Source organism: Amycolatopsis sp. NPDC051758, assembly GCF_044453095.1.
Taxonomy (GTDB): Bacteria; Actinomycetota; Actinomycetes; order Mycobacteriales; family Pseudonocardiaceae; genus Amycolatopsis.
In genome coordinates this window covers 170,466-189,468 of sequence record NZ_JBITCJ010000014.1, presented here as the reverse complement: position 1 = coordinate 189,468, position 19,003 = coordinate 170,466, and the positions used below count along the sequence as shown (strand labels likewise).

Here is a 19,003-nt window from a genome sequence, read left to right as displayed (position 1 = left end):
ATCAGCGCCCCGAACAGGCCTTTCTTCACGTTGAGCAGGCCATCGCGGTGGGTGTGGTACCAGAAGCTCCCCGCCCGGGTCGGGACGAACCGGTAGACGTGCCGCCCGCCCGGCGGCACCGCGTCCTGCGTCACGCCGGCACACCGTCCTCGGCGTTCGGCAGGTCGACCCCGTGCCAGTGCGCGGTCACGCCCTCCTCGACGTCGGTGTTGATCAGTGTCACTTCGAGGAGCTGGCCCAGCTTCACCCGGATCTCCGGACCCGGGGACGTGCCGTTGATGGTCAGCCCGTCCACGGTCTTCCCGGAGGCGAGCTTCACCTGCCCCTTGGCGGCGGTCAGCGTCGTGCGTACGTCGGGAGTCCGGTTCTTCGGCCCGGTGAGCTGCTCGACGCTGAGCCCGCCGGCGCCGCCGTGCTCGTGACCGGTGGCGGACGCGTTCGCCTGGCCCGCGATCACCACGGTCGTTGCCGGGACCAGCAGGAAGGCGGCCGTCAGCCAGGGCAGCACGGACAGGCGCGACCGCGACGCGCGCCAGCGGCCGACGGCGATCGAAAGCCCGGCGATCATGCCCAGCGCCGCCACCGATCCGGCGAGGATCAGGGCCGTGTCCTGTGGGGCGAAGGGGGCAAGCAGCCACCAGACCGACAGCACCGCGGCCGCCGCGCTGACGTGAGCGGCGCTCCGGCTGGGCCGGGCCGCCGCCCAGAGCGCGGGCAGGAGAGCCAGTGGCACCTGAACGGTGAGCCGGGTGTCCACCAGGAGCCACCCGCTCGGCAGCAGGATCAGCGCCACGGCGAGGCGGCCCAGCGCGAGGGCGGCGAGCGTGGAGAGCCACCATCGAGACGCGCGAAGGCCGGCGAAGGGCGCGGCGATCAGCATCAGGACGGCCAGCGTCAGGTCGGTGAAGATGAGGATTGCTTGCACCGCACCACGGTGCTTTTCCGGCGGTTTCGGCCGCATCGGCAGGAGTTGCCTATCTCGACCGACGCCGCGTCGGCAGGCTCTGCACTGATGTGCGATCCGCTACTGTCGTGGCCATGTTGACGACGTCATCTCGGCTCGGCCTGGTCATCGGTAGGCATGACGAGAGGCACCGTCTCAACGAAGTTATCCGCAACGCTGCCTCGAGCCAGGGCGGCGCGCTGGTCGTCAAAGGCGAAGCGGGTATCGGCAAGACCGCGTTGCTGGCAGATGCGACGCTGGAGGCGTCGGCGTTCCGCGTCGTGCACGCTTCCGGCTCCGAGTTCGAGCAGGAACTCCCTTACGCAGGGGTGCATCAGCTGTGTATGCCGATGCTGGAACACCTGACCTCCTTGCCACCCCGCCACCGCGACGCCCTGCAGGTGGCTTTCGGCCTGGCAGACGGGACGCCCGAGGTTCTGCACGTCGGCCTCGCGGCCCTGGGCCTGCTGACGGCCGCAGCCCAGGACCAGCCGCTGCTTTGCCTGATCGAAGACGCGCAGTGGCTGGACGGCGAGTCGCTGAAAGCCATGATCTTCCTCGCCCGCCGGCTCGCAACCGACCCGATCGCGATGCTGTTCGCCGTGCGATCCGGCCCGGGCAGCGGGGATGAGTTCGACGAGCTGCCAGGACTCCTCGTCGGCGGTCTGAACGACGAGGACGCCAAGTCCCTGCTGACCACGCGTAGCCCGTTCCCGCTGGACGAGCAGGTACGCGACCGGCTGGTCGCCGAGGCGCAGGGCAGCCCACTGGCGCTGCTCGAGCTGCCCCGCGCCGGTGGGTTCGTGCCACCCGACGGCTCGTCCGTCCCATCCCGCGTGGAGCGCGGCTTCCAGGACCGGCTGACCGGCCTGTCCGACCAGGCCCGCACACTGCTCACCGTCGCCAGCGCCGACCCGACCGGCGACCCGAGCCTGCTCTGGACGGCCGCCGGTCACCTCGGCCTCGACCTGACCCTGGCCGGCGCGGAGGCGACCGGCACCGGACTGGCCGAGTTCGGTCACCGGGTCCGGTTCTGCCACCCGCTGGCCCGGTCGGCGGTGTACCGGGCCGCCCCCGCCGCCGAGCGCCGCCTGGCCCACGACGCGCTGGCCGAGTCCACCGACCCGCAGGTGGCGCCGGACCGGCGCGCCTGGCACCGCGCCCAGGCCAGCGCCAGCCCGGACGACGACATCGCCGCCGAGCTGGAAAGGTGCGCGTCCCGGGCGCGAGCGCGCGGCGGCGTGGCGGCCGCGGCGGGCTTCCTCGAGCGCTCGGTGGCCCTGTCGCTGGCCCCCGGACGCCGGATCGAACGCACCCTGGCGGCCGGGCAGGCGAACCTCGACGCGGGCTTGACCGACGTGGCCCTGGAACTGCTCTCCACCCTGAAGACCGCCGAACTGACCGAGTTCCAGCACGCCCGGGTCGATCTGCTCCGGGGCCGGGCCGCCTTCACCCAGCACCGCGACAACGCCGGCCCGGTGCTCATGACGCGCGCCGCGAGCCGGCTGTCCACTCTGGATCCGCCGCGCGCCCGGGACTGCTTCCTGGACGCTTTCGAGATGAGCCTGCTCGTCGGGCGCGGCGGCGGCGTGATCCATCAAGTGGTGACCGCGGCTCGCTCCGCGGCCCCCACGTCGGACGTCCCGGACCTGCTGGACGCGCTGCTGGAACTGGTCACCAGCGGATACTCGACCGCGACCCCGCTGCTTCGCCACATCCTCCACGGCGACGACGAGCCGCTGTGGGTCCGGCGGCCGGCCCTGGCCGCGATGATCGCCATCGAGCTGTGGGAACCGGAAACGCACACCACCATCGCCGAGTGGCTGGTGAAGGAGGGCGGCGAATCGGGCTCCCCGATGCTGCTCCAGCTCGGCCTCGCGCAGAAGACCATCGACGCCGTCATCATCGGCGACATCGGACAGGCCATCGCCGCCGCCGCCGAGGAGGCCGCGATAGCCGACGCGGCCGGCATCGTCTCCCTCGTCTACCACCGGCTGCACCTGGCCGCCCACCGCGGCCGGCGCGACGAATTCCGGGAGCTCGTCCGGCTGGCCGGGAACACCCCGGAACGCGCGGGGCAGGTGACGAACCTGGACGCGACCGCGGCCACGCTGAACAACGGGCTCGCCGACTACCCGGCCGCCCTCGCCGCCGCCCGCCGGGCAACCGAGCACCACGACGTCTTCCTCACCGGCTTGGCCCTGCCGGAGCTCATCGAGGCGGCCGTCCGCTGCAACGACCATGCGGCTGCGGCCACGGCGCTGGCCGGCCTGACCGAACGCACCGAGGCGAGTGGAACCACAGTCGGCCAAGGGATCACCGCGTACGCGCGAGGTCTCGTGACCGGCGTCGAGGAGCACTTCCGAGAGGCGATCGAGCTGCTCTCCGAGGGCCGGGTCGTGCCCTACCTGGGCCGGGCGCACCTGCTGTACGGGGAATGGTTGCGCCGCGAGGGCCGCCGCCGCGACTGCCGGCAGCACCTGCACACCGCGCACGAGCTGCTGTCCCAGTCGGGCAGCGAGGGGTTCGCCCGGCGCGCCGCCGGCGAGCTGCGCGCGACCGGCGAGCGCATGCACTCCCGATCCGTGCAGGCCTACGAGAAACTCACCGGGCAGGAGGTCGCCGTCGCCCGCCTCGTCGCGTCCGGCGCCACCTCCAACGAGGTGGCCGGCCAGCTGTTCATCAGCAAGCGCACGGTCGACGCGCATCTGCGCAGCATCTTCCGCAAGCTCGGCATCACCTCACGGCGGCAGCTCAGGGACCACCCCGACCTGCTGGTCCACGACCGGTTCAAGTAGTCACCTGTTGCCGACGCGGGCCTGCCGCGGGAATTACGTTTTCCTCCTATGACGAAACTAGGATGACCGCATGGTGAGCCGTGCCGAATCGTCTGCCGCCACCCGACGCGCACTGGTCGACGCCACCGCGGAGCTGCTCGATCTCGGCGGCGTCGAGGCCGTGACCCTGCGCGAGGTCGGAGCGCGCGCCGGCGTGAGCCGCGGAGCGCCCTACCGGCACTTCGACGACAAGGAGAGCCTGCTGACCGCGGTCGGGGCGGAAGCCTGGGACCGGCTCGGCGCCGGTATCCGAGCGCTGCGTGCCGACGCGGAGCTGTCCGCGGCCGACACGCTGCGCGGGGCGCTGATGGCGCTGATCTCGATGGGCCGCGAGCGTCCCCACCTCTACCGGCTGATGTTCGGCAACCCCGTCGGCGACCCGGACGTGATGGCTCGCGCGGCACAGCCCAGCCACCTCCAGTTCTTGGAGATCATCGCGGCAGTCGTCGGCGAACACGACGCCCGGCGCTACGCCGCGATGTTGATGACCAGCGCGCACGGCATCATCGGCATGGAGATCAGCGGCCAGCTCACGGCCGACAAGTGGCACACCGGCGCCGAGGAGCTGGTCACCGCCCTCGTCGCGATGATCGCCGACCCGAACCGGCTCGCTTGGCCGTCAGCGGCCTGATCGACGGTGCCCCTCGTGACGCGGGGCCGGGCATCCGTGTCCCTATCGCCGGGCGCCGGACTCGGCCGCACACCGCAGATCGCGCGCCGGCCGCTCGCCGCCGGCGAGGAACGATTCCACGGTCGAGTTGAGGCAGCGGTTGGGCGTGAAGACGAACGCGCCGTGGCCGCCCTGGTCGGCGTGCACCATGACGGCGCGGTCGCCGAGCGCCCGCCGCATGCGCTGAGCGCCGGCCAACGGCGTACCCGGGTCGCGGTCGTTCTGCGCGATCAGCACGTCGGCCGGTCCCCGCCCGCCGATCCGGACCGCCTCCTCCGCCGGGTCGCGCCAGAATGCGCACGGCTGGATGTTCGCCGCCGCCGCGCCGAACAGCGGGTAGCGGATCCGGTCGATCGCGACATCGGCCTGATAGGTGCTGACCTTCGTCGGCCAGCGCGAGTCGGCGCAGACCGTGTAGAGGCGCGCAGCGATCGCGTTCTCCGGGTCCGGAGCCGCGCCGTCGTCGACCACCGGCAGCGGCTGGTTCGTGTCGAGCGCCTTCCACGACTCCGCCAACAACGGGAACTGCCGGTCGTCGTAGCTGTAGATGAAGGAGTACTGCCGGAACGCCGGGCCGTCCACCCCCTGGACGGCAGCGCGGTCGAGTCGCCCGGCGAGGTCGAAGTACTTCGCCCGTACCTGCGCCGGGGTGTGACCGAGCCCGTACCCGGGACGGGCCGCCGCCCATTTTGCGAAGTCCGGGAACCGCTCCTCGAAGCCGCGTCCGAAGCCCCGCCCGCCCTCGGCGTCCCAGCCCTTCTCGGGCAGGCTGCTGTCGAGCACGACCCGGTCGCTGTTCCGGGGGAACAGCGTCGTGTAGACAGCCCCCAGGTAGGTGCCGTACGAGTAACCCAGGAAGGACGCCTTCCGCTCACCGAGCGCCGTTCGGATCCGGTCCAGGTCACGCGCGGCGTTGGCCGTGGAGACGTGCGGCAGCATCCACGCCGACGAGGACGTGGCGCACTGCTGCGCGATCCGGCGGGACTCCTTCGCCCACGTCGTGACGTCGTTCGCGGTGACCGCGTACGGCGGAATGTTTCCCCTGATGGTCTGCTCGGGGGTCAGATCGCAGGTGACCGGCGTGCTCCGGCCGACGCCGCGCGGGTCGATCCCGATCAGGTCGTAGGCGTCCCGCACGCGCTGCGGCAAACCGTCGGCGATCAGCGTGGCCGGGAAGCTCAGACCCGCCACCCCCGGTCCGCCGGGGTTGGTGAACAGAACTCCACGGCGCTTCTCGGGGTTCGTGCTCTTGATTCGCGAGAGGGCGATCTCGATCGTCTTGCCGTCGGGCTTCCGGTAGTCCAGCGGCACTGGAAGCGTGCCGCACTCGGCACCGGGAATGCCGGGGCACTGTGCCCACGTCACGCTGACGGGCGCGGTGTCACGGGATTCCGCGTGGGCCACCCCGGTGACGGCCAGCGCCGTCATCGTGGTGACGATCATGGTGATGGTTTTTCGCATGTCCTGCCTCTCGTCAGTGGGCGCGCTTCAGCTCGCCGGCTGCCCGTCTCCTGGGCCGGCGCTTCTTGGGGTGAGGTCGGTCAGGGGTTCATCCGCACCAGGACGTCGATCTGCGCGGGGTCAACTCGTTCCGGCTCGGCCGGCATCACGAGATGCAGGCCGTTGATGGTGACAAGGAGCCGGGTCCCGGCTGACCCGCGTGATCACACACCGCCATCGGCAAGCCGGCACCCATCACCCGGTTGACCAACCTGGCTGGAGATCACCCCTAGGCCTTCGGGTAGTGCGGCCGGAGCGACGACGCCACCACCCGGTCGAAGATCCGGTCGGGCAGGATGTCGGCCATCCGAGTGAAGACACCCATCCCCCGGCCGACCGTGTATCGGGTCCGTGGCCGCGGGTGGGTCACCGCCCGGGCGATCACCCGGGCGGCGTCCGCGGTGGACGCCGCCGTTTTCGTGGCGGCCGCGCCGTACGAGGCGAGTGCGTGCATCAGCCCGCCGTACCGCCCGCGCTGCTCCGGGGTCAGCTGGTCGGTCAGGCGGTGCGCCTCGCCCTGCCCGATCCGCTCGGTGTTGACAAAACCGGGCTCCACCGCAACCACCTGGACGCCGTGCGGGGCCATCTCCCGGCGCAGCGAGTCGGTGACCGCCTCGACCGCGAACTTCGGTCCGGCGTACGGGCTCCAGCCCGGCAGGGCGACCTTGCCCGCTACCGAGCTGATGTTGACGACGCGGCCCCGCGTGCGCAGCAGTGCCGGCAGTACCGCCTGGGTGATCGCGACCGTGCCGAACAGGTTCACCTCGAACACCCACCGCAGCTCGTTGATCGGCACCGTCTCCAACGGTGCGAACAGACCAACCCCAGCGTTGTTCACCAGGGCGTGTAGCGGCTCGTCACTGACCCGGGCGGCCAGCGCGGCTATGTGCCGCGGCTCGGTGATATCGAGGATCACCGGTTCGATGCCGGACCCCCGGAAGGTCTCGGCGTCGGCTTCCTTGCGCACCCCCGCGAGCACGTGGAAACCCCGCGAGGCGAGTTCCCGCGCGGTGGCGGCGCCGATTCCGGTCGACGCTCCGGTCACAATTACCATTGACATGACAAGCTCCTGCATACGGGCGATGGGGTGCACCCAGCCTCGACCCCGCCGGACCGTACGGCGTCGGCAAGAGCTGCCTAATCGATCGGTACCTGGTACCCACCGGCCGCCGTCCGACCTTGACTTCGCATTTAACGTCGGTTTTGTCGGTTCGGGTCTTGACTTGATTCTTTTTATGGTGGGGTGGCCTTGGGCGGGCGTGAATCCGGAGCCATTCGGGATGCCACCCGGGCCCGGCAAAGAACCGAAGCTCGAACGGCTCCGCCTCTACGCCGACCACGGACTCGTCGAGATCGTCCACCGAGCTGATGTCTGTTCCACAACAGCGGCACATCAACCGGTTCGCCTCTGACACTGCTGCCATCACCCGGAAGGTTCGGCGGGCTGTGAGCCGGTGTTTCGGGCGTCAGTGGACAAGAAGGCACTCTCGAGTGAATGCTCGCTCCGGTGAGCATGACCACCGGGCAGCGTCTGATCGGGCGTGACGACGAGCTGCGATCCCTGCTCGGGCGCCTGGACGGCGTCAGTTCCGACGGGCGCGCGATCTGGCTGGTCGGAGAGCCGGGAATCGGCAAGAGCGCGGCCACCCAGCGTCCGCTGCGTGACATCGCCCTCCGCGAGGGCTCCGGCCCGCCGGCGTGGCCGTTGTTGCCGTCGTGGTTCGTCTTCGGCGACGCGGACCGCAACATCCCGGTCGCGGTCCACCGGCTGATGGCCGAACGGGCCGGTGCGAAGGCCACGGTGGAACTCGCCGGCGCATCGCACGCGCTCACCGTCTCCCGGCCCGGCGAGGTCACCGAGGTGATCACGGCCGCGATCACCGCCGTGAGCTGACGCCAGGTCTGCTGCGACCGAAGCGGCGCCGTCCGCGATCGCGTCGTGCGTGTCGCTCGCTCCCGAGTGACACACCGGGGCCGGATCATCAAGCGGTCGGCGATATCCGCAGCGTTTCCCTCAACGGATCGCGCAGCAGCCGCGAGAATCCGAGCTCGCCGGCGCCGATCAGGGTGGTGTCGTCCCCGAGCGCCGACACACTCAGGCGCACTTCTTCCTTCGCCACCGGCAGCACATTGCGTGCGACGCGACTGCGAACTTGCGGCAATACACCGGCGTACACATCCCGCAACATGCCGCCGAAGACGACCACGGCCGGATTGAAGAGATTGATGAGGTTCGCCACGCCGATGCCCAGCCAATCCCCGACGTGATCGAGCGCGTCCCGAGCGTCGGCATCGCCCGCGGCCGCGTCGGCGACCACCGCCCGCACGGCGCCACGACCGAAGACCTCCGCCGGTCGGCGCGCGGCGTCCAGCAAGGCTCGTTCACCGGCTTCCGCTTCCAGGCACCCGCTGGAGCCGCAGCCACAAGGTCGCCCGCCGTGCGGGTTGACGACCATATGGCCCAGCTCGCAGCCGTATCCCGCGTCGCCGTCCAGCAGCGTGCCGCCGACGATGATCCCGCCACCGACGCCGACGTCTCCGTGCAGGTAGACGAGGTTCTGCACCCCCGTCCCGGCCCCGCGAAGGTGCTCCGCGAGCGCTCCGAGATGCGCCTCGTTGCCCACCGGCACCCGCAGCCCCAGCCCCAGCCGGCGTGCCAGTTCGGCGCCGAACGCTTGGTCGACCCATCCGAGGTCGGGACCGAACCGGACGGTCCCGTCGCCGGGACGGATCATCCCGCAGTACGAGGCCCCGAGTCCCACGCAAGTCGACGTCGACGGCGCCGCCTCGGTCACCTGGCGGCCGAGCTCCGCGAGCGTCGTGACCACATGGTCGAGATCGACTCCGGACCGGCGCCGGGCAGCGACCTTGCGGTCCAGGATGACACCGCCGAGCCCGATCCGGGCGGCGACCAACCGGTCCACCGCGACGTCGAACGCCACTACGTGGAAACGCTGAGTCTCCGGCCGCACGATGAGCGACGGGCGGCCCTGGTGACGATTGTCCGTCTGCGGCACTTCCCGGACCAGGCCCGCCGCGCTCAGTTCCGCTGTCAACGTTTTGATCGTGCTTCGATTGAGGTTCATCCGTCTCGCGAGTTCGGCCCGCGAGATTCCGCCACTCAGGTGCACAAGGCGAAGAAAAGTGCCGCGATTGTGCCGACGCATCTCATCCTGGTCCAGCCCGACCCTCGAACCGGCCCAGGGCGTCAGCAATTCCATGTCGTGTCCGATGCGTAGAGTGTTCCGGCCAGACTCGCACCATCGCGCCGTTCGCGCAATCACGCGATGCCGCCGGTAGCCGACCACATCGAGCAACACCGGGTTGATGCCGATGTGCGTTGGCTCCGGCTAGAGGGCGAGCAGGACGCGGCCGAACGGGCTGCCCTCGGCGAGGTGGCGCTGTGCCTGGGCGGCCTCCTCCAGCGGGAACACGCGGTCGACCAGCGGGGTGATCTCCTTGCGGCCGAGCAGTTCGAGCAGGTGGGTGTTCGCGGCGTTGATCTGCTCCGGGGTGAACAGGGCGAACCGGAAGCCGTGGACGTGGGTGTTCTTCCAGATGAGGTCGGTGACGTCGATTTCGGTGCGGGTGCTCGCCGCGTACCCGATGCTGACCAGCGTGCCGTCCACGGCCAGGGCGCCCAGCGCCGCTGCGGTCAGGGGACCGCCGACGCCGTCGAGGACAACGTCGACGCCTCGGCCGCCGGTCAGCCGGTGCACACCGTCGCGGAGGGATTCGGTGGACAGGTCGATCACCTCGAACCCGGCCGCCCGGCCGCGCTCGGCCTTCGCGGTACTGGTCGCGGTGGTGATCGCCGCGCCGGCGCCGAGCACCCGGGCGATGTCCACGCCGCCCTGCCCGACCGCGCCGCCGACGCCGGGCGCGAGCACGGACTGCCCGGGTCGGAACCGGGCGAGCTCGGTGAGGGCGAGGTGGGCGGTGAGGTGCCCGGCCGCCGCGGTGAGCGCGGCGGCGGCGATGTCGTCGACGTCGTCCGGGATGCGCAGGACGTGGTTCGCGTCGACGGCGATGTACTCGGCCCAGGTGCCGTCGGCGGCCACGCCGTACCGGCCGCCGCTGAGCACGACGCGGGTGCCGGCCGGCAGCGCGGACGCGCCGGGCTCGGCGAGGACGCCGACGCCGAACCCGCCGGGCCGGATCGGCAGCGGCCCGACTGCTGCCGCGGGGAGCTTGCCCCGGCGGACGGTGTCGTCCAGCGGGTTCACGCCCGCCAAGGTGAGCCGGACGAGTGCCTGCCCGGGGCCCGGAACCGGCACGGGGGCATCGACTGCTCTGAGGACGTCGTACTCGCCGAACTCGTCGTACTGGATCGCGCGCATGGTGTTCTCACTCTCGAAATAGGTGTCTGGCGCTCAGTTCTTTTCGGAACGCTGCCGGGCCCGGAAGGCGCGCAGGTTGGCCGGATTGCCGCAGACGCGCACGTCGTGCCAGGTGCCGCTGTTGTTGCGCGAGCGGTCGAAGAACGCGGCCTCGCACCGGGGGTTGCGGCACGCCTTGAGCCGACGCCACGTGTCGGCCGCCTGGGCGTCCGCGATCGCGATCAGGGCGAGCGAAGCCAGGGCCCGCCAGCCGGTGCCGCGCGGTTCCGGCCGGACCCGGCCATCCGGGCCGAGCCGGAGCACCGCCCCGGCCTGGTGTTCCGGCCCGGGTCCGGCCGCCCGGGCCACGTGCGCGTGAAGATCGACGCGAAGGTCGCGAAGCGGGTCGAGATCCTCCTCGACGAGAGCGACCGCGGGCACGTCCTGACCGGTTTCCTCGGTCCAGGCCGCCAGCGCCGAGGCCGCCCACTCCCGCGCCGACGTCACGTCGGCGAGCAGGTCGGGCTGCCGGGGACGGCCGGCGGACCGGGTGTTGAGCAGGTCGTGGACGAACCCCAGGCCGCCCGGGGCGGGCGAGAGGTCGTAGCGCGCGACAGCGAGCCAAGTCATGAAAGAAGCATGACTCGATAGCCTATTTCGCGCGGCACTCTGTGGGCGAGATCACCGCTGGCCTGTGGCGCCCTCGATCAGCGCTCAACGTGGACGCGGCTGTCCGGCCGGCACTCCGTCAGGAACCGAGCAGTCGTCCGATCGGCTCGCCGAGTGCGCCGAAGGAGTTGGCCAGCGCGGTCAGCGAGGTCACCAGCCCGCTCCCGCTCGTGGCCAGGACGCCGGCCGACTTGAGCAGGGAGACGAGGCGGCCGAGCCGCCCGGCCGCAGCCTGCTTGTCGGAGCGCGGCGTACCGAGATCGGCGTTGATGGCTTCGAGCTCGGCGTTCACCCGGGTCAAGAGCGGAGGTGGCAGCCGTAGCGTGCCGACCTCCTGCCGGACTCGGTCGAGCAGAGCCCGGGAGTCGGCGTACCCCGCCTGCCCACCGTGAATGACCTGGTCCCCTGCGACGTTGTTGATATTCGCGGCGTGCTGGCTACCGATGTTGAACGTCATGGGCGGACTCCATTCAGAGAGAACGGCGCGGACGGTGGGGCGGGAGGGCCGGATATTCAGCTTCCACCCGTCGCCGGCGGGCGGTCGCGACCACATGGAGCACGATGCCGATGACAACCAGGACGCCACCGACCGCCGCCGCGGCCCACCCGATCAGCCCGACCGGCACTCCGCCGAGCGTCGGGGTGCTCAGGTCCGGCTGGACGAAGCTGCCGGGGTCTCCGCCACTCGGAAGCTTGCCCCAGATTTCGCTCATGAAGCCCAGCACCATCGAGGCGAAAGCGGCACCACCCAGCAGGATGAGCAGGAAGCCGAACCAGATCAGCCGGGTGGCCTTTGTTTTGGTCGCAGCGATTTCCCTGAGGAAGCTGTCGCGTTGCTGGATCTGCTGGATGATCTGATCGCCGCCGACGTTGTACAGCGATCCTGCGCTTTGCCGGTCGACGACAAAATTCCCCGCGTTGGACCGATCAGCTCCGTCCCGGACGGCGTCGTGCAGGCCGGTGCTGTCCCACTGTTCGTTTCTGGCCGTCTCTTCGAACCGCATCTCGGCTCGACCCAACCTGATCACGTCGCCGTGTCGCAGGAGTGTCGACGACAACACCGTCCGTCCGTTGATCGTCGTCCCGTTCTTCGAGCCGAGGTCTTCCAGTACGGTCCGCCCGTCCCTGCGCAGCACGACGGCGTGACACTGGCTGACGAGGGAGTCCTGGACCTGAACATCGGAGTTGGCGCTGCGCCCGATGACCATGCGGGCCACGGTAAGGGAGAAGGCCGTCCCGCGAAGGGCGGCGGGCTTCGTGATCACCAGTCGAGCGGCCATCAGTGTCTCCGAGGGCGCCAACGAAATGTTTCCCCCACGATACGCCTCCGACAGCGTTGGCGGCGACCTGAAATGCCTCCCGTTTCGACTCCTCCGGGAGCCGTGCCGCAGTTCACCGTTGTTTGTCATTCACGTGCTCGGGGCGCTCGCTGAAATCGATCTCGATGACAGTCGGCAAGATCCGTTCTTGTGCTGCCGAAATCTTCAACAAAGAGGAGGAGGTCCCTGTCTTGCAAGAAAGTGTGCTCTTCTGCTCCCACACATGGGTCGGTGTCGTCCGTGCCCACCACGGACGACACCGAATCCTCGGATCCGTGGCCGGCACCGATGCGCAACAGCCCCGCTCCGGCTCAGGGTGGACACCGGCAATGGACGTTCGCTGACGAAGCAACCGCAGGCGTTCGGCGAACCCCCGAAGGAGAGCTCGATGAATCTGCACCGCCCGTCACGGTTCGAAGGATCCGGCCCTCGCCGACGCCGACGAGTCGCCGTCCTCACTGTTCTCACCACCGGCGTCCTCGTGGCCGGCACCACGCCGGCTGTCGCCGACGGTTACACCACCGAGTTCGTCAACGTGAACACCGCCGGCCAGAAGGCCGACGCCAAGACGAGCCGGTTTCCGTCGGTCAGCGAAACGGGGTTGATCGTCGCGTTCGACTCCGACGGCACGAACCTGGCCGGCGGCGACACCAACGGCCGGCGCGATGTGTTCGTCCGCTACCGCGGTGTGCCGATGACGATCCGGGCCAGCGTGAGCACGAGCGGGGCGCAGGCGAACGGGGACAGCAGCCGCCCCGCGCTGAGCACCTTCGCCGAACGGGTGGCCTTCGAGTCCAACGCGTCCAACCTCGTCAGCGGCGACACCAACGGTGTCCTCGACATCTTCGTCCGCAACCTCTACAGCCCGCAGAGCACGGACAGGGTGTCCGTGAGCAGTAAGGGCGTCCAGGGCAACGGCGAAAGCGCGGCGGCGTCGATCAGTGACGACGCCCGCGAAGTGTCCTTCAGCTCGGTCGCCACGAACCTGGTGCCGAACGACACCAACGGCGTCGGTGACGTGTTCGTCCGCGATGTCGTCGCCGGCACCACCACGAGGGTCAGCGTCAGCAGCACCGGGGCGCAGGCCAACGGTCAAAGCTTCCTGTCCTCGACCCACGGGAGCTACGTGGCCTTCGTTTCCTCGGCCTCGAACCTGGTCCCGGGAGACACGAACGGCGCCGACGACGTCTTCGTCCGCGATCTCGTCGCCGGCACCACCACGAGGGTCAGCGTCAGCAGCACCGGGGCGCAGGCCAACGGGAACAGCACTGCGCCGTCGATGTCCCCCGCCGGCGTCATGGTCGGGTTCGCCTCGGACGCGACGAACCTCGTCGCGGGCGACACGAACCAGGCCAGGGACGTCTTCGTGCGGCAGCTGCCGTCCCAGCTGACCACGCGGGCCAGCGTGAGCAGCAGCGGCGAGCAGGCCAACGGCCCGAGCTTCTCCCCGTCGATGGGCCTCACGTTCGGCTTCGACGGCATCGTGGCGTTCGTCTCCTCGGCCACCAACCTCGTCAGCGGTGACACCAACCGGATCGACGACGTGTTCCGGCGTGACATGTCAGAACCACGGACCGGGCGTGCACCGACCGAGCGGTGGAACGTCGCCACCGACGGCTCACAGGCGACCGGCGGCACCAACACGGGCCAGCCGGCCATGGTCCGCAACGGGCAGGCGATCGCCTTCGTCTCCGATGCCGCCAACCTCGCACCCGGCGACGGCTTCCTGACCCAGGACGTGTTCCTCCGTTTCCCTTGACGCACCGCGGCGGTCGTCCCGAGGCTCCCGACCTCGGGACGACCGCGTGCATGCCGTCCCGGCCCCGCCTCGTCGATCTGCGCACTGAAGCCGAGCGCGCATCGAGCACCGGTTGACGAAGGCCAAAACCGAGACTCGTTCGAACATCATTCTGGAGACCAGGCCATGGGCGTGGCACCCATCGCCGCAAGTACGGACTCCCCGTGTGCTCGCTGCTCCCCGCCGATGAACACCAGCGTCCGCGCCCATTGGTAGCGGCAGCCGGCGACTTGCAGCGCGGCGGCCGCGGTGCTCAACCCGTCGCGGCCGCCGGTGTGCAGGGCCGCTGCGCGGTCGACGATGGCGATCGCGATCGGATTGCCGTCCGCCGCCACGCGTGCGCGCTGTAGGCGGGCTGCGACATCCTCGTGCCCGGACAGAACGGCTGCCTCGGCCCACAGCGCGGCATACCAGGGACGCCACTCGGCGTACAAGTGCGTCAACTGCTCCGGCGACGTGTCCAACACCTGCGTCGCCTCCTCGGCCTGACCGCGGTGCAGCAGGAGCAACGCGTCGAAGAAGTCGCCGAAGGTAACGTCGGTCCGCAGGCGTCCTGGCGTCATGAGGGCGTCGAAAATGGCCAGCCACGCGGCCCGGGCGTCGTCGTCCCCACGCAGTCCGTGCGCCGTCGCGGCCGCATACGCGCCGCCACTGAGATTGCCCGCACGGGGGCGTCCGGCCCGCTCCCACCCCTCGCGGAATCGCTCCGCCAGCGTGATCGTCTCGTCCCAGTCGCCCGCCAGCGCCGTGACGAGGAGCAGCTGCACGGTGGCCAGGTGGCCCTCCTCCGCATGGAAGGGCAGATCTCGCAGGCGTTCGGCCAGTCTCCTCGCGGCCGGCAGATCGCCGGTCGCGACAGCACACTCGGCGGCCATGCCGAAACTGTCGAAGAACTCCAACCCGGCCACCGCCGTCACCGGCATCGACGCCAGCAGCTCCGTGCGCCGCAACGCGCTGGCCGCTGCGGCACGGAACTCCCCCCGAGCCAGCTGCACCGCAGTGAGCTGGTCCAGTGCGGCATTCTCGATCAACGGGTCGCCGATGCGACGGGCCAGGGTAAGAGCGCGCTCGATGAGATCGACGGTGGCCGGATCGTCGATGGCGCCGTTGAACGCCTCGGCGGTCAGCAGCCGCGCCTGCGCGGCCAGGTCGCTGCCGGCCAGCGCCCACCCCTCGGTGACCAGCGCCTCGACTTCGCCGACCGCGGGTGCGGTGGCCATGAGTCCGGGGGCACGATAGATCAGCACGGCATTGCGGGCGAGGTCACCAGCCGCGCCGGCCCGATCACCCGCGCGCAGCGCTGCGTCGGCCGCGCACCGACGCAGCCGCAGAGCCTCGGTGCCGACATGCCGCGACTCCGCAGCCCCCGCCGCACTGCGCAAGGCGTCGGCGGCGGCCAGGTCGTCGGCGGCGAGCCCGGCCGCCTGCTCATAGCGTCGCTGCGACTCACCGGGCATCCCGCGGGTGAAACTCAGGTCGGCCAGACCGATCGCCAGCCGGTAAGCCTCCGGGCGGAATCGCGCGGTTCCCGCCGCCCAGGCCAGCGCACCCCGCAGCTCATCGGCGACCTCATCGAACCCCGCCCGCCAAGCATCGACCGGTTCCCGGGACACCAGAACAGCACTTTCATCCAGGCACCAGCTCAGATGATGGGAAAACGCCTCGACCGACTCGCCCGCCTCCTCGAGCCGATCGACACCATATTGGCGGATGGTTTCCCAGACACGGTAGCGAGTCCCGCCCGGCCGCACGATCGTGACCAGCAGACTCTGCTCGGCCAGCCCGGCCAAGATGGTGGGAACGGCGCCGGCCGGCACCGGCGACCAACCGGCCACAGTGGACGCTGCGGCCGCGGTGAACGGGCCGGCGAAAACCGAGACCCGACGCAGCACCGCCTGAACCGGCTCGGCCAGCAGCGCATAACTCCAGTCCAGCGTCGAACGCAACGAACGATGCCGGTCATCGATGCGCGCACCGCCGGTCAGCAGGCGCAGCCGGTCGGCCAACCCGGCTTCAAGCCCATCGAGTCCCAGCGACGGGAACCGGGCGGCGGCCAGCTCGATCGCCAACGCCATACCGTCCAAGCCCCGGCAGATCGCGGCGATACGTTTTGTGTCCTCGGGCATCGGCGGTCTCCCGCCGGCCGCGGCTCGCCCGGCAAACAGCTCGACCGCGTCCCCCGGGCCACCGTCGTCGGCCTCGACCGACAGCCCGGGCACCGCGAACACCCATTCGAAGGGCACCAGCAACCTGGCCCGGCTGGTGGCGAGCACCCTCAGCCGGGGACTGCCGGCAAGGAGCCGTTCCAGCAGGAGCACCACACCGTCGGCCACGTGCTCGCAGTTGTCCAGCACGAGCAGTGCTTCCCGCTCAGCCAGCCAGCCGAGGACGTGGTCGGTCGCCGAGCGGCCTTGGCTCTCGCCGAGGCCGAGCGTGTCGGCGATCGCCGGCGCGATCATCAACGGGTCGGTCACCGGTACCAGGTCGACGTACCAGACGCCGTCGGCGAACCGGTCGGGTAGCGCACCGGCGACGCTCAGGGCCAGCCGGGTTTTGCCGACCCCGCCCGGGCCGACGGCCGTGACCAGGCGGTGCTCGCCGAGCGCCTCGGTCAGCGCCGCCCGTTCGGCCACCCGCCCGACGAAGGGCGTCAGCCGTGAGGGCAGGACGGCGGCGACTGTCGTAGCCCGGACCGGTTGAGTCCCCGGCGCGGGCTGGGTGGTCGCTGCGACAACCGCCAGGGCGCGGCGATCGGCCACCTGAAGCTTCCGCAGCAGGGAGGAGACGTGACTTTCCACGGTGCGGACGGAGATGGATAGACGAGCGCCGATCTCGGCATTGGTCAGATGTTCACCGAGCGCGGCGAGTACCTCGGCCTCCCGTGCGGAAATGCCCACCTCGGCGGGTATCCCCTGATCGGCCACGTTCGGATTGTCCCCCGCCGACTTGGCTCTGTCAGTCGAACGCGAGAATGAGCTCAAGGTCGTCCGGGCGAACGTTCGCTGAACGAGCACCCCGTGAAGGAGCAACATCGGCGGGTGGGCGCCAGTTCGGCATCCGGTTGAACCTGCGGACGATGCGGTCGAAGAGCCGGGCCGGGAGGACGGCTCGGAGCGCGCCGATGCTCGCGGCGGTCGAGCCGGCGGTGCGCCGCAGTTTCGGGTTCCGGTCGGTGGCCGCCGCCACGATCACCTTGGCCACGACCGCCGGGTCGACGCCGACGCGGGCAATGGCGGTGGGATCGGACTTTCGGAGACGACCTCGCCAACCATGTCGGTGTCCATGTAGCCGACGTGCAGCGCGGCCACCCGGATGCCTGACCCAGGACAGTCCGGAAAGGACGTTCAGGATCGCGCCGCCGCCGTTGGGCCGCGATCTGCGGTGCGAAGGCCCGGGTGACGGTCAGGGTGCCGAAGAAGTGGGTTTCCCTTTCCAGCCGGCGGCCTCGACCGAGGCCGGATCGGTGACGTCGATCGCGATCGGCTGGACGCCCGGCAGGTCGACCCGGCCGGGGCCGCGGGCGCCGGCGTAGACAGTGGCGCCGCGGCCGAGCAGTTCGGCGGCGAGCGCCCGCCCGAACCCCCGGTTGGCCCCCGTGACGAGGACGGTACCGGCGGAGAGATCCATCGAAGTTCTCCTTGAGTTCTAGCGCGCGAGGAATTCGAGGGTCTTCTCGACGAACTGCCCGTGGAACTGGAAGATGCCGCCGTGGCCGGCGTCGGGGTAGATCACCAGTTCACTGTCCGGCAGGCGGCGGGCCAGGTCGTGGGAGTTCTTCGTCGGCACCATCCGGTCGTGGTCGCCGTTGGCGACCAGCACGGGCTGGTGGATCGCCGACAGGTCGGACGGCTTTTCCCGGCCCCAGCGGTGGATCGCCTTGAGCTGGGCGAAATAGGAAGGCAGCGAAATCGGCTTGTCCCGGTGGGTTTTGCGTTCCTTCAGGCGCGCCAGGAACTCCTTGCCCGCCCGCTTGCCGTTCGGTGTCCGGGTGAAGAAGAGGAACTGCTTCGGGTCCTGCAGGGTCAGCAGTGCCCGGACGGTGTCGAGGTGCGAAATCCGGGTCACGTTCTTGATGCCTTTTCCCCCGGCCGGGCCCGTGCCGGCGATGACCAGCTTGCGGACCAGGTCCGGGTCGGTCCGGGCGATCACCTGGGCGATCATGCCGCCCATGGAGAAGCCGAGCAGGTCCACCTGGGTCAGGCCGAGGGCGCGGATGAAAATGACGGCGTCGGCCGCCATCGCCTCGATCGTCTTCGGGGTGGCGCCGGTGGACGCGCCGACGCCGCGGTTGTCGAAGGCGATGACCCGGTGGTGGGCGGCGATGCCGTCGACGACCCGCGGGTCCCAGTTGTCGAGGACCGCGGCCAGGTGGGTCAGGAAGACCACCGGGATCCCGCTCTTCGGGCCGAGCTCGCGGTAGGCGAACTCGACACCGCCGGCGGACACCGTGCGGGTCGGCGCGTCCTGATAGGACGACGACGCGACGTCTTGGTTGCTGTTCATGGTTTGTCCTTTTCGGTCATTTGCCGGGGAAGAGATCGACCTGGGCGGCGCCCTCGGTGACGGCGGGACCGCCCGCCTCCAGGCGCTTGGCGACCTTCGGCGAACAGGATCACGTCGCGGTCCGCGGCGAGCCTGTCGACGAACTCCGGGTCCCACCGGTCGATGGTGCCGCGGAAGCGCATCAGCAGGACCAGCGGCACGCCACCCCGCGGACCGATGCGGCGGTAGGTGAACACCGCGGAAGGACCGGCGGCGGCCTGGTTCTCGCGGGTGTCCGCTGCGTAGGTCGTCACGCTTTATATTATGACCATAATTCAATGTGGCCTGCAAGTTGCCCGGCAGAGCCGGAACTCACGCGAGTCCCGGCCTCCGTCAGACCGATGCCCAGTCGAGGAGGCGGCGTGCCGCAAGGCGGTGGCGAGCCGGGCCACCTGCTCCCCGATCC

Annotated in this window: 16 protein-coding genes and 1 pseudogene; 4 read left to right on the top strand and 13 right to left on the bottom strand. The window is 70.3% G+C overall.

Annotation, left to right across the window (positions count from 1 at the left end; all coding sequences use genetic code 11):
* Positions 1-47: 47 nt before the first annotated feature.
* A pseudogene (locus ACIA5G_RS45740) lies at positions 48-568 on the bottom strand (multicopper oxidase domain-containing protein); the annotation flags it as partial.
* Between the two features lie 470 nt (positions 569-1,038).
* Here ACIA5G_RS45740 and ACIA5G_RS45735 point away from each other — a divergent pair.
* Together ACIA5G_RS45735 and ACIA5G_RS45730 are read left to right on the top strand one after the other, a co-directional pair.
* Positions 1,039-3,741: an AAA family ATPase gene (locus ACIA5G_RS45735; RefSeq protein ID WP_395935319.1), complete on the top strand. Its 2,703-nt coding sequence runs from the start codon at positions 1,039-1,041 to the stop codon at positions 3,739-3,741.
* A gap of 70 nt (positions 3,742-3,811) precedes the next feature.
* Positions 3,812-4,411 (top strand): TetR/AcrR family transcriptional regulator, encoded by a 600-nt coding sequence (locus ACIA5G_RS45730; RefSeq protein WP_395935317.1) that lies wholly within the window; start codon positions 3,812-3,814, stop codon positions 4,409-4,411.
* A 42-nt stretch (positions 4,412-4,453) separates the two neighbouring features.
* On the opposite strand, the gene ACIA5G_RS45725 is transcribed toward ACIA5G_RS45730, so the two are convergent.
* Together ACIA5G_RS45725 and ACIA5G_RS45720 are read right to left on the bottom strand one after the other, a co-directional pair.
* Positions 4,454-5,911, bottom strand: coding sequence for an alpha/beta hydrolase (locus ACIA5G_RS45725; protein WP_395935316.1), 1,458 nt, complete (start codon positions 5,909-5,911; stop codon positions 4,454-4,456).
* Between the two features lie 268 nt (positions 5,912-6,179).
* Positions 6,180-7,010: an SDR family NAD(P)-dependent oxidoreductase gene (locus ACIA5G_RS45720; RefSeq protein ID WP_395935314.1), complete on the bottom strand. Its 831-nt coding sequence runs from the start codon at positions 7,008-7,010 to the stop codon at positions 6,180-6,182.
* Between the two features lie 453 nt (positions 7,011-7,463).
* Between ACIA5G_RS45720 and ACIA5G_RS45715 the strand changes: the two genes are divergently transcribed.
* Positions 7,464-7,844, top strand: a complete 381-nt coding sequence (locus ACIA5G_RS45715) for an ATP-binding protein (RefSeq protein ID WP_395935456.1) — start codon at positions 7,464-7,466, stop codon at positions 7,842-7,844.
* Between the two features lie 88 nt (positions 7,845-7,932).
* On the opposite strand, the gene ACIA5G_RS45710 is transcribed toward ACIA5G_RS45715, so the two are convergent.
* The 5 genes from ACIA5G_RS45710 to ACIA5G_RS45690 all read right to left on the bottom strand — a co-directional run bounded on the left by ACIA5G_RS45710 (position 7,933) and on the right by ACIA5G_RS45690 (position 12,218).
* Positions 7,933-9,171: an ROK family protein gene (locus tag ACIA5G_RS45710; RefSeq protein WP_395935312.1), complete on the bottom strand. Its 1,239-nt coding sequence runs from the start codon at positions 9,169-9,171 to the stop codon at positions 7,933-7,935.
* 129 nt (positions 9,172-9,300) lie between these two features.
* Complete coding sequence (locus ACIA5G_RS45705) at positions 9,301-10,290, bottom strand: zinc-binding alcohol dehydrogenase family protein (protein WP_395935310.1); 990 nt, start codon at positions 10,288-10,290, stop codon at positions 9,301-9,303.
* A 33-nt stretch (positions 10,291-10,323) separates the two neighbouring features.
* Positions 10,324-10,899, bottom strand: coding sequence for a CGNR zinc finger domain-containing protein (locus ACIA5G_RS45700; protein WP_395935308.1), 576 nt, complete (start codon positions 10,897-10,899; stop codon positions 10,324-10,326).
* Positions 10,900-11,017: 118 nt separating this feature from the next.
* On the bottom strand, positions 11,018-11,395 hold the full coding sequence (locus tag ACIA5G_RS45695; protein WP_395935306.1) for a hypothetical protein: 378 nt from the start codon (positions 11,393-11,395) through the stop codon (positions 11,018-11,020).
* Positions 11,396-11,408: 13 nt separating this feature from the next.
* Positions 11,409-12,218: an FHA domain-containing protein gene (locus ACIA5G_RS45690; RefSeq protein WP_395935304.1), complete on the bottom strand. Its 810-nt coding sequence runs from the start codon at positions 12,216-12,218 to the stop codon at positions 11,409-11,411.
* 427 nt (positions 12,219-12,645) lie between these two features.
* Between ACIA5G_RS45690 and ACIA5G_RS45685 the strand changes: the two genes are divergently transcribed.
* On the top strand, positions 12,646-14,016 hold the full coding sequence (locus tag ACIA5G_RS45685) for a hypothetical protein (RefSeq protein ID WP_395935302.1): 1,371 nt from the start codon (positions 12,646-12,648) through the stop codon (positions 14,014-14,016).
* Between the two features lie 146 nt (positions 14,017-14,162).
* Here the strand turns inward: ACIA5G_RS45685 and ACIA5G_RS45680 are convergent, their stop codons facing one another.
* From ACIA5G_RS45680 to ACIA5G_RS45660, 5 genes are all read right to left on the bottom strand, one after another.
* Entirely contained in the window at positions 14,163-16,979 is a 2,817-nt protein-coding gene (locus ACIA5G_RS45680) for an ATP-binding protein (protein ID WP_395935300.1), read from the bottom strand.
* 31 nt (positions 16,980-17,010) lie between these two features.
* Entirely contained in the window at positions 17,011-17,256 is a 246-nt protein-coding gene (locus tag ACIA5G_RS45675; protein ID WP_395935298.1) for a hypothetical protein, read from the bottom strand.
* A gap of 201 nt (positions 17,257-17,457) precedes the next feature.
* On the bottom strand, positions 17,458-17,682 hold the full coding sequence (locus ACIA5G_RS45670) for an SDR family NAD(P)-dependent oxidoreductase (RefSeq protein WP_395935296.1): 225 nt from the start codon (positions 17,680-17,682) through the stop codon (positions 17,458-17,460).
* An 18-nt stretch (positions 17,683-17,700) separates the two neighbouring features.
* Complete coding sequence (locus ACIA5G_RS45665; RefSeq protein WP_395935294.1) at positions 17,701-18,558, bottom strand: alpha/beta fold hydrolase; 858 nt, start codon at positions 18,556-18,558, stop codon at positions 17,701-17,703.
* A complete protein-coding gene (locus tag ACIA5G_RS45660; RefSeq protein WP_395935292.1) occupies positions 18,555-18,851 on the bottom strand; it encodes a hypothetical protein in 297 nt (98 codons plus the stop codon). Before ACIA5G_RS45660 ends, ACIA5G_RS45665 begins: the two co-directional genes overlap by 4 nt.
* Between the last annotated feature and the right edge of the window lie 152 nt (positions 18,852-19,003).

Bases quoted from the DNA above. Each gene is read 5' to 3' on its own strand.
- ACIA5G_RS45735 (WP_395935319.1), top strand. From the start codon at position 1,039: ATGTTGACGACGTCATCTCGGCTCGGCCTGGTCATCGGTAGGCATGAC.
- ACIA5G_RS45730 (WP_395935317.1), top strand. From the start codon at position 3,812: ATGGTGAGCCGTGCCGAATCGTCTGCCGCCACCCGACGCGCACTGGTC.
- ACIA5G_RS45725 (WP_395935316.1), bottom strand. From the start codon at position 5,911: ATGCGAAAAACCATCACCATGATCGTCACCACGATGACGGCGCTGGCC.
- ACIA5G_RS45720 (WP_395935314.1), bottom strand. From the start codon at position 7,010: ATGTCAATGGTAATTGTGACCGGAGCGTCGACCGGAATCGGCGCCGCC.
- ACIA5G_RS45715 (WP_395935456.1), top strand. From the start codon at position 7,464: ATGACCACCGGGCAGCGTCTGATCGGGCGTGACGACGAGCTGCGATCC.
- ACIA5G_RS45710 (WP_395935312.1), bottom strand. From the start codon at position 9,171: ATGGAATTGCTGACGCCCTGGGCCGGTTCGAGGGTCGGGCTGGACCAG.
- ACIA5G_RS45705 (WP_395935310.1), bottom strand. From the start codon at position 10,290: ATGCGCGCGATCCAGTACGACGAGTTCGGCGAGTACGACGTCCTCAGA.
- ACIA5G_RS45700 (WP_395935308.1), bottom strand. From the start codon at position 10,899: ATGACTTGGCTCGCTGTCGCGCGCTACGACCTCTCGCCCGCCCCGGGC.
- ACIA5G_RS45695 (WP_395935306.1), bottom strand. From the start codon at position 11,395: ATGACGTTCAACATCGGTAGCCAGCACGCCGCGAATATCAACAACGTC.
- ACIA5G_RS45690 (WP_395935304.1), bottom strand. From the start codon at position 12,218: ATGGCCGCTCGACTGGTGATCACGAAGCCCGCCGCCCTTCGCGGGACG.
- ACIA5G_RS45685 (WP_395935302.1), top strand. From the start codon at position 12,646: ATGAATCTGCACCGCCCGTCACGGTTCGAAGGATCCGGCCCTCGCCGA.
- ACIA5G_RS45670 (WP_395935296.1), bottom strand. From the start codon at position 17,682: ATGGATCTCTCCGCCGGTACCGTCCTCGTCACGGGGGCCAACCGGGGG.
- ACIA5G_RS45665 (WP_395935294.1), bottom strand. From the start codon at position 18,558: ATGAACAGCAACCAAGACGTCGCGTCGTCGTCCTATCAGGACGCGCCG.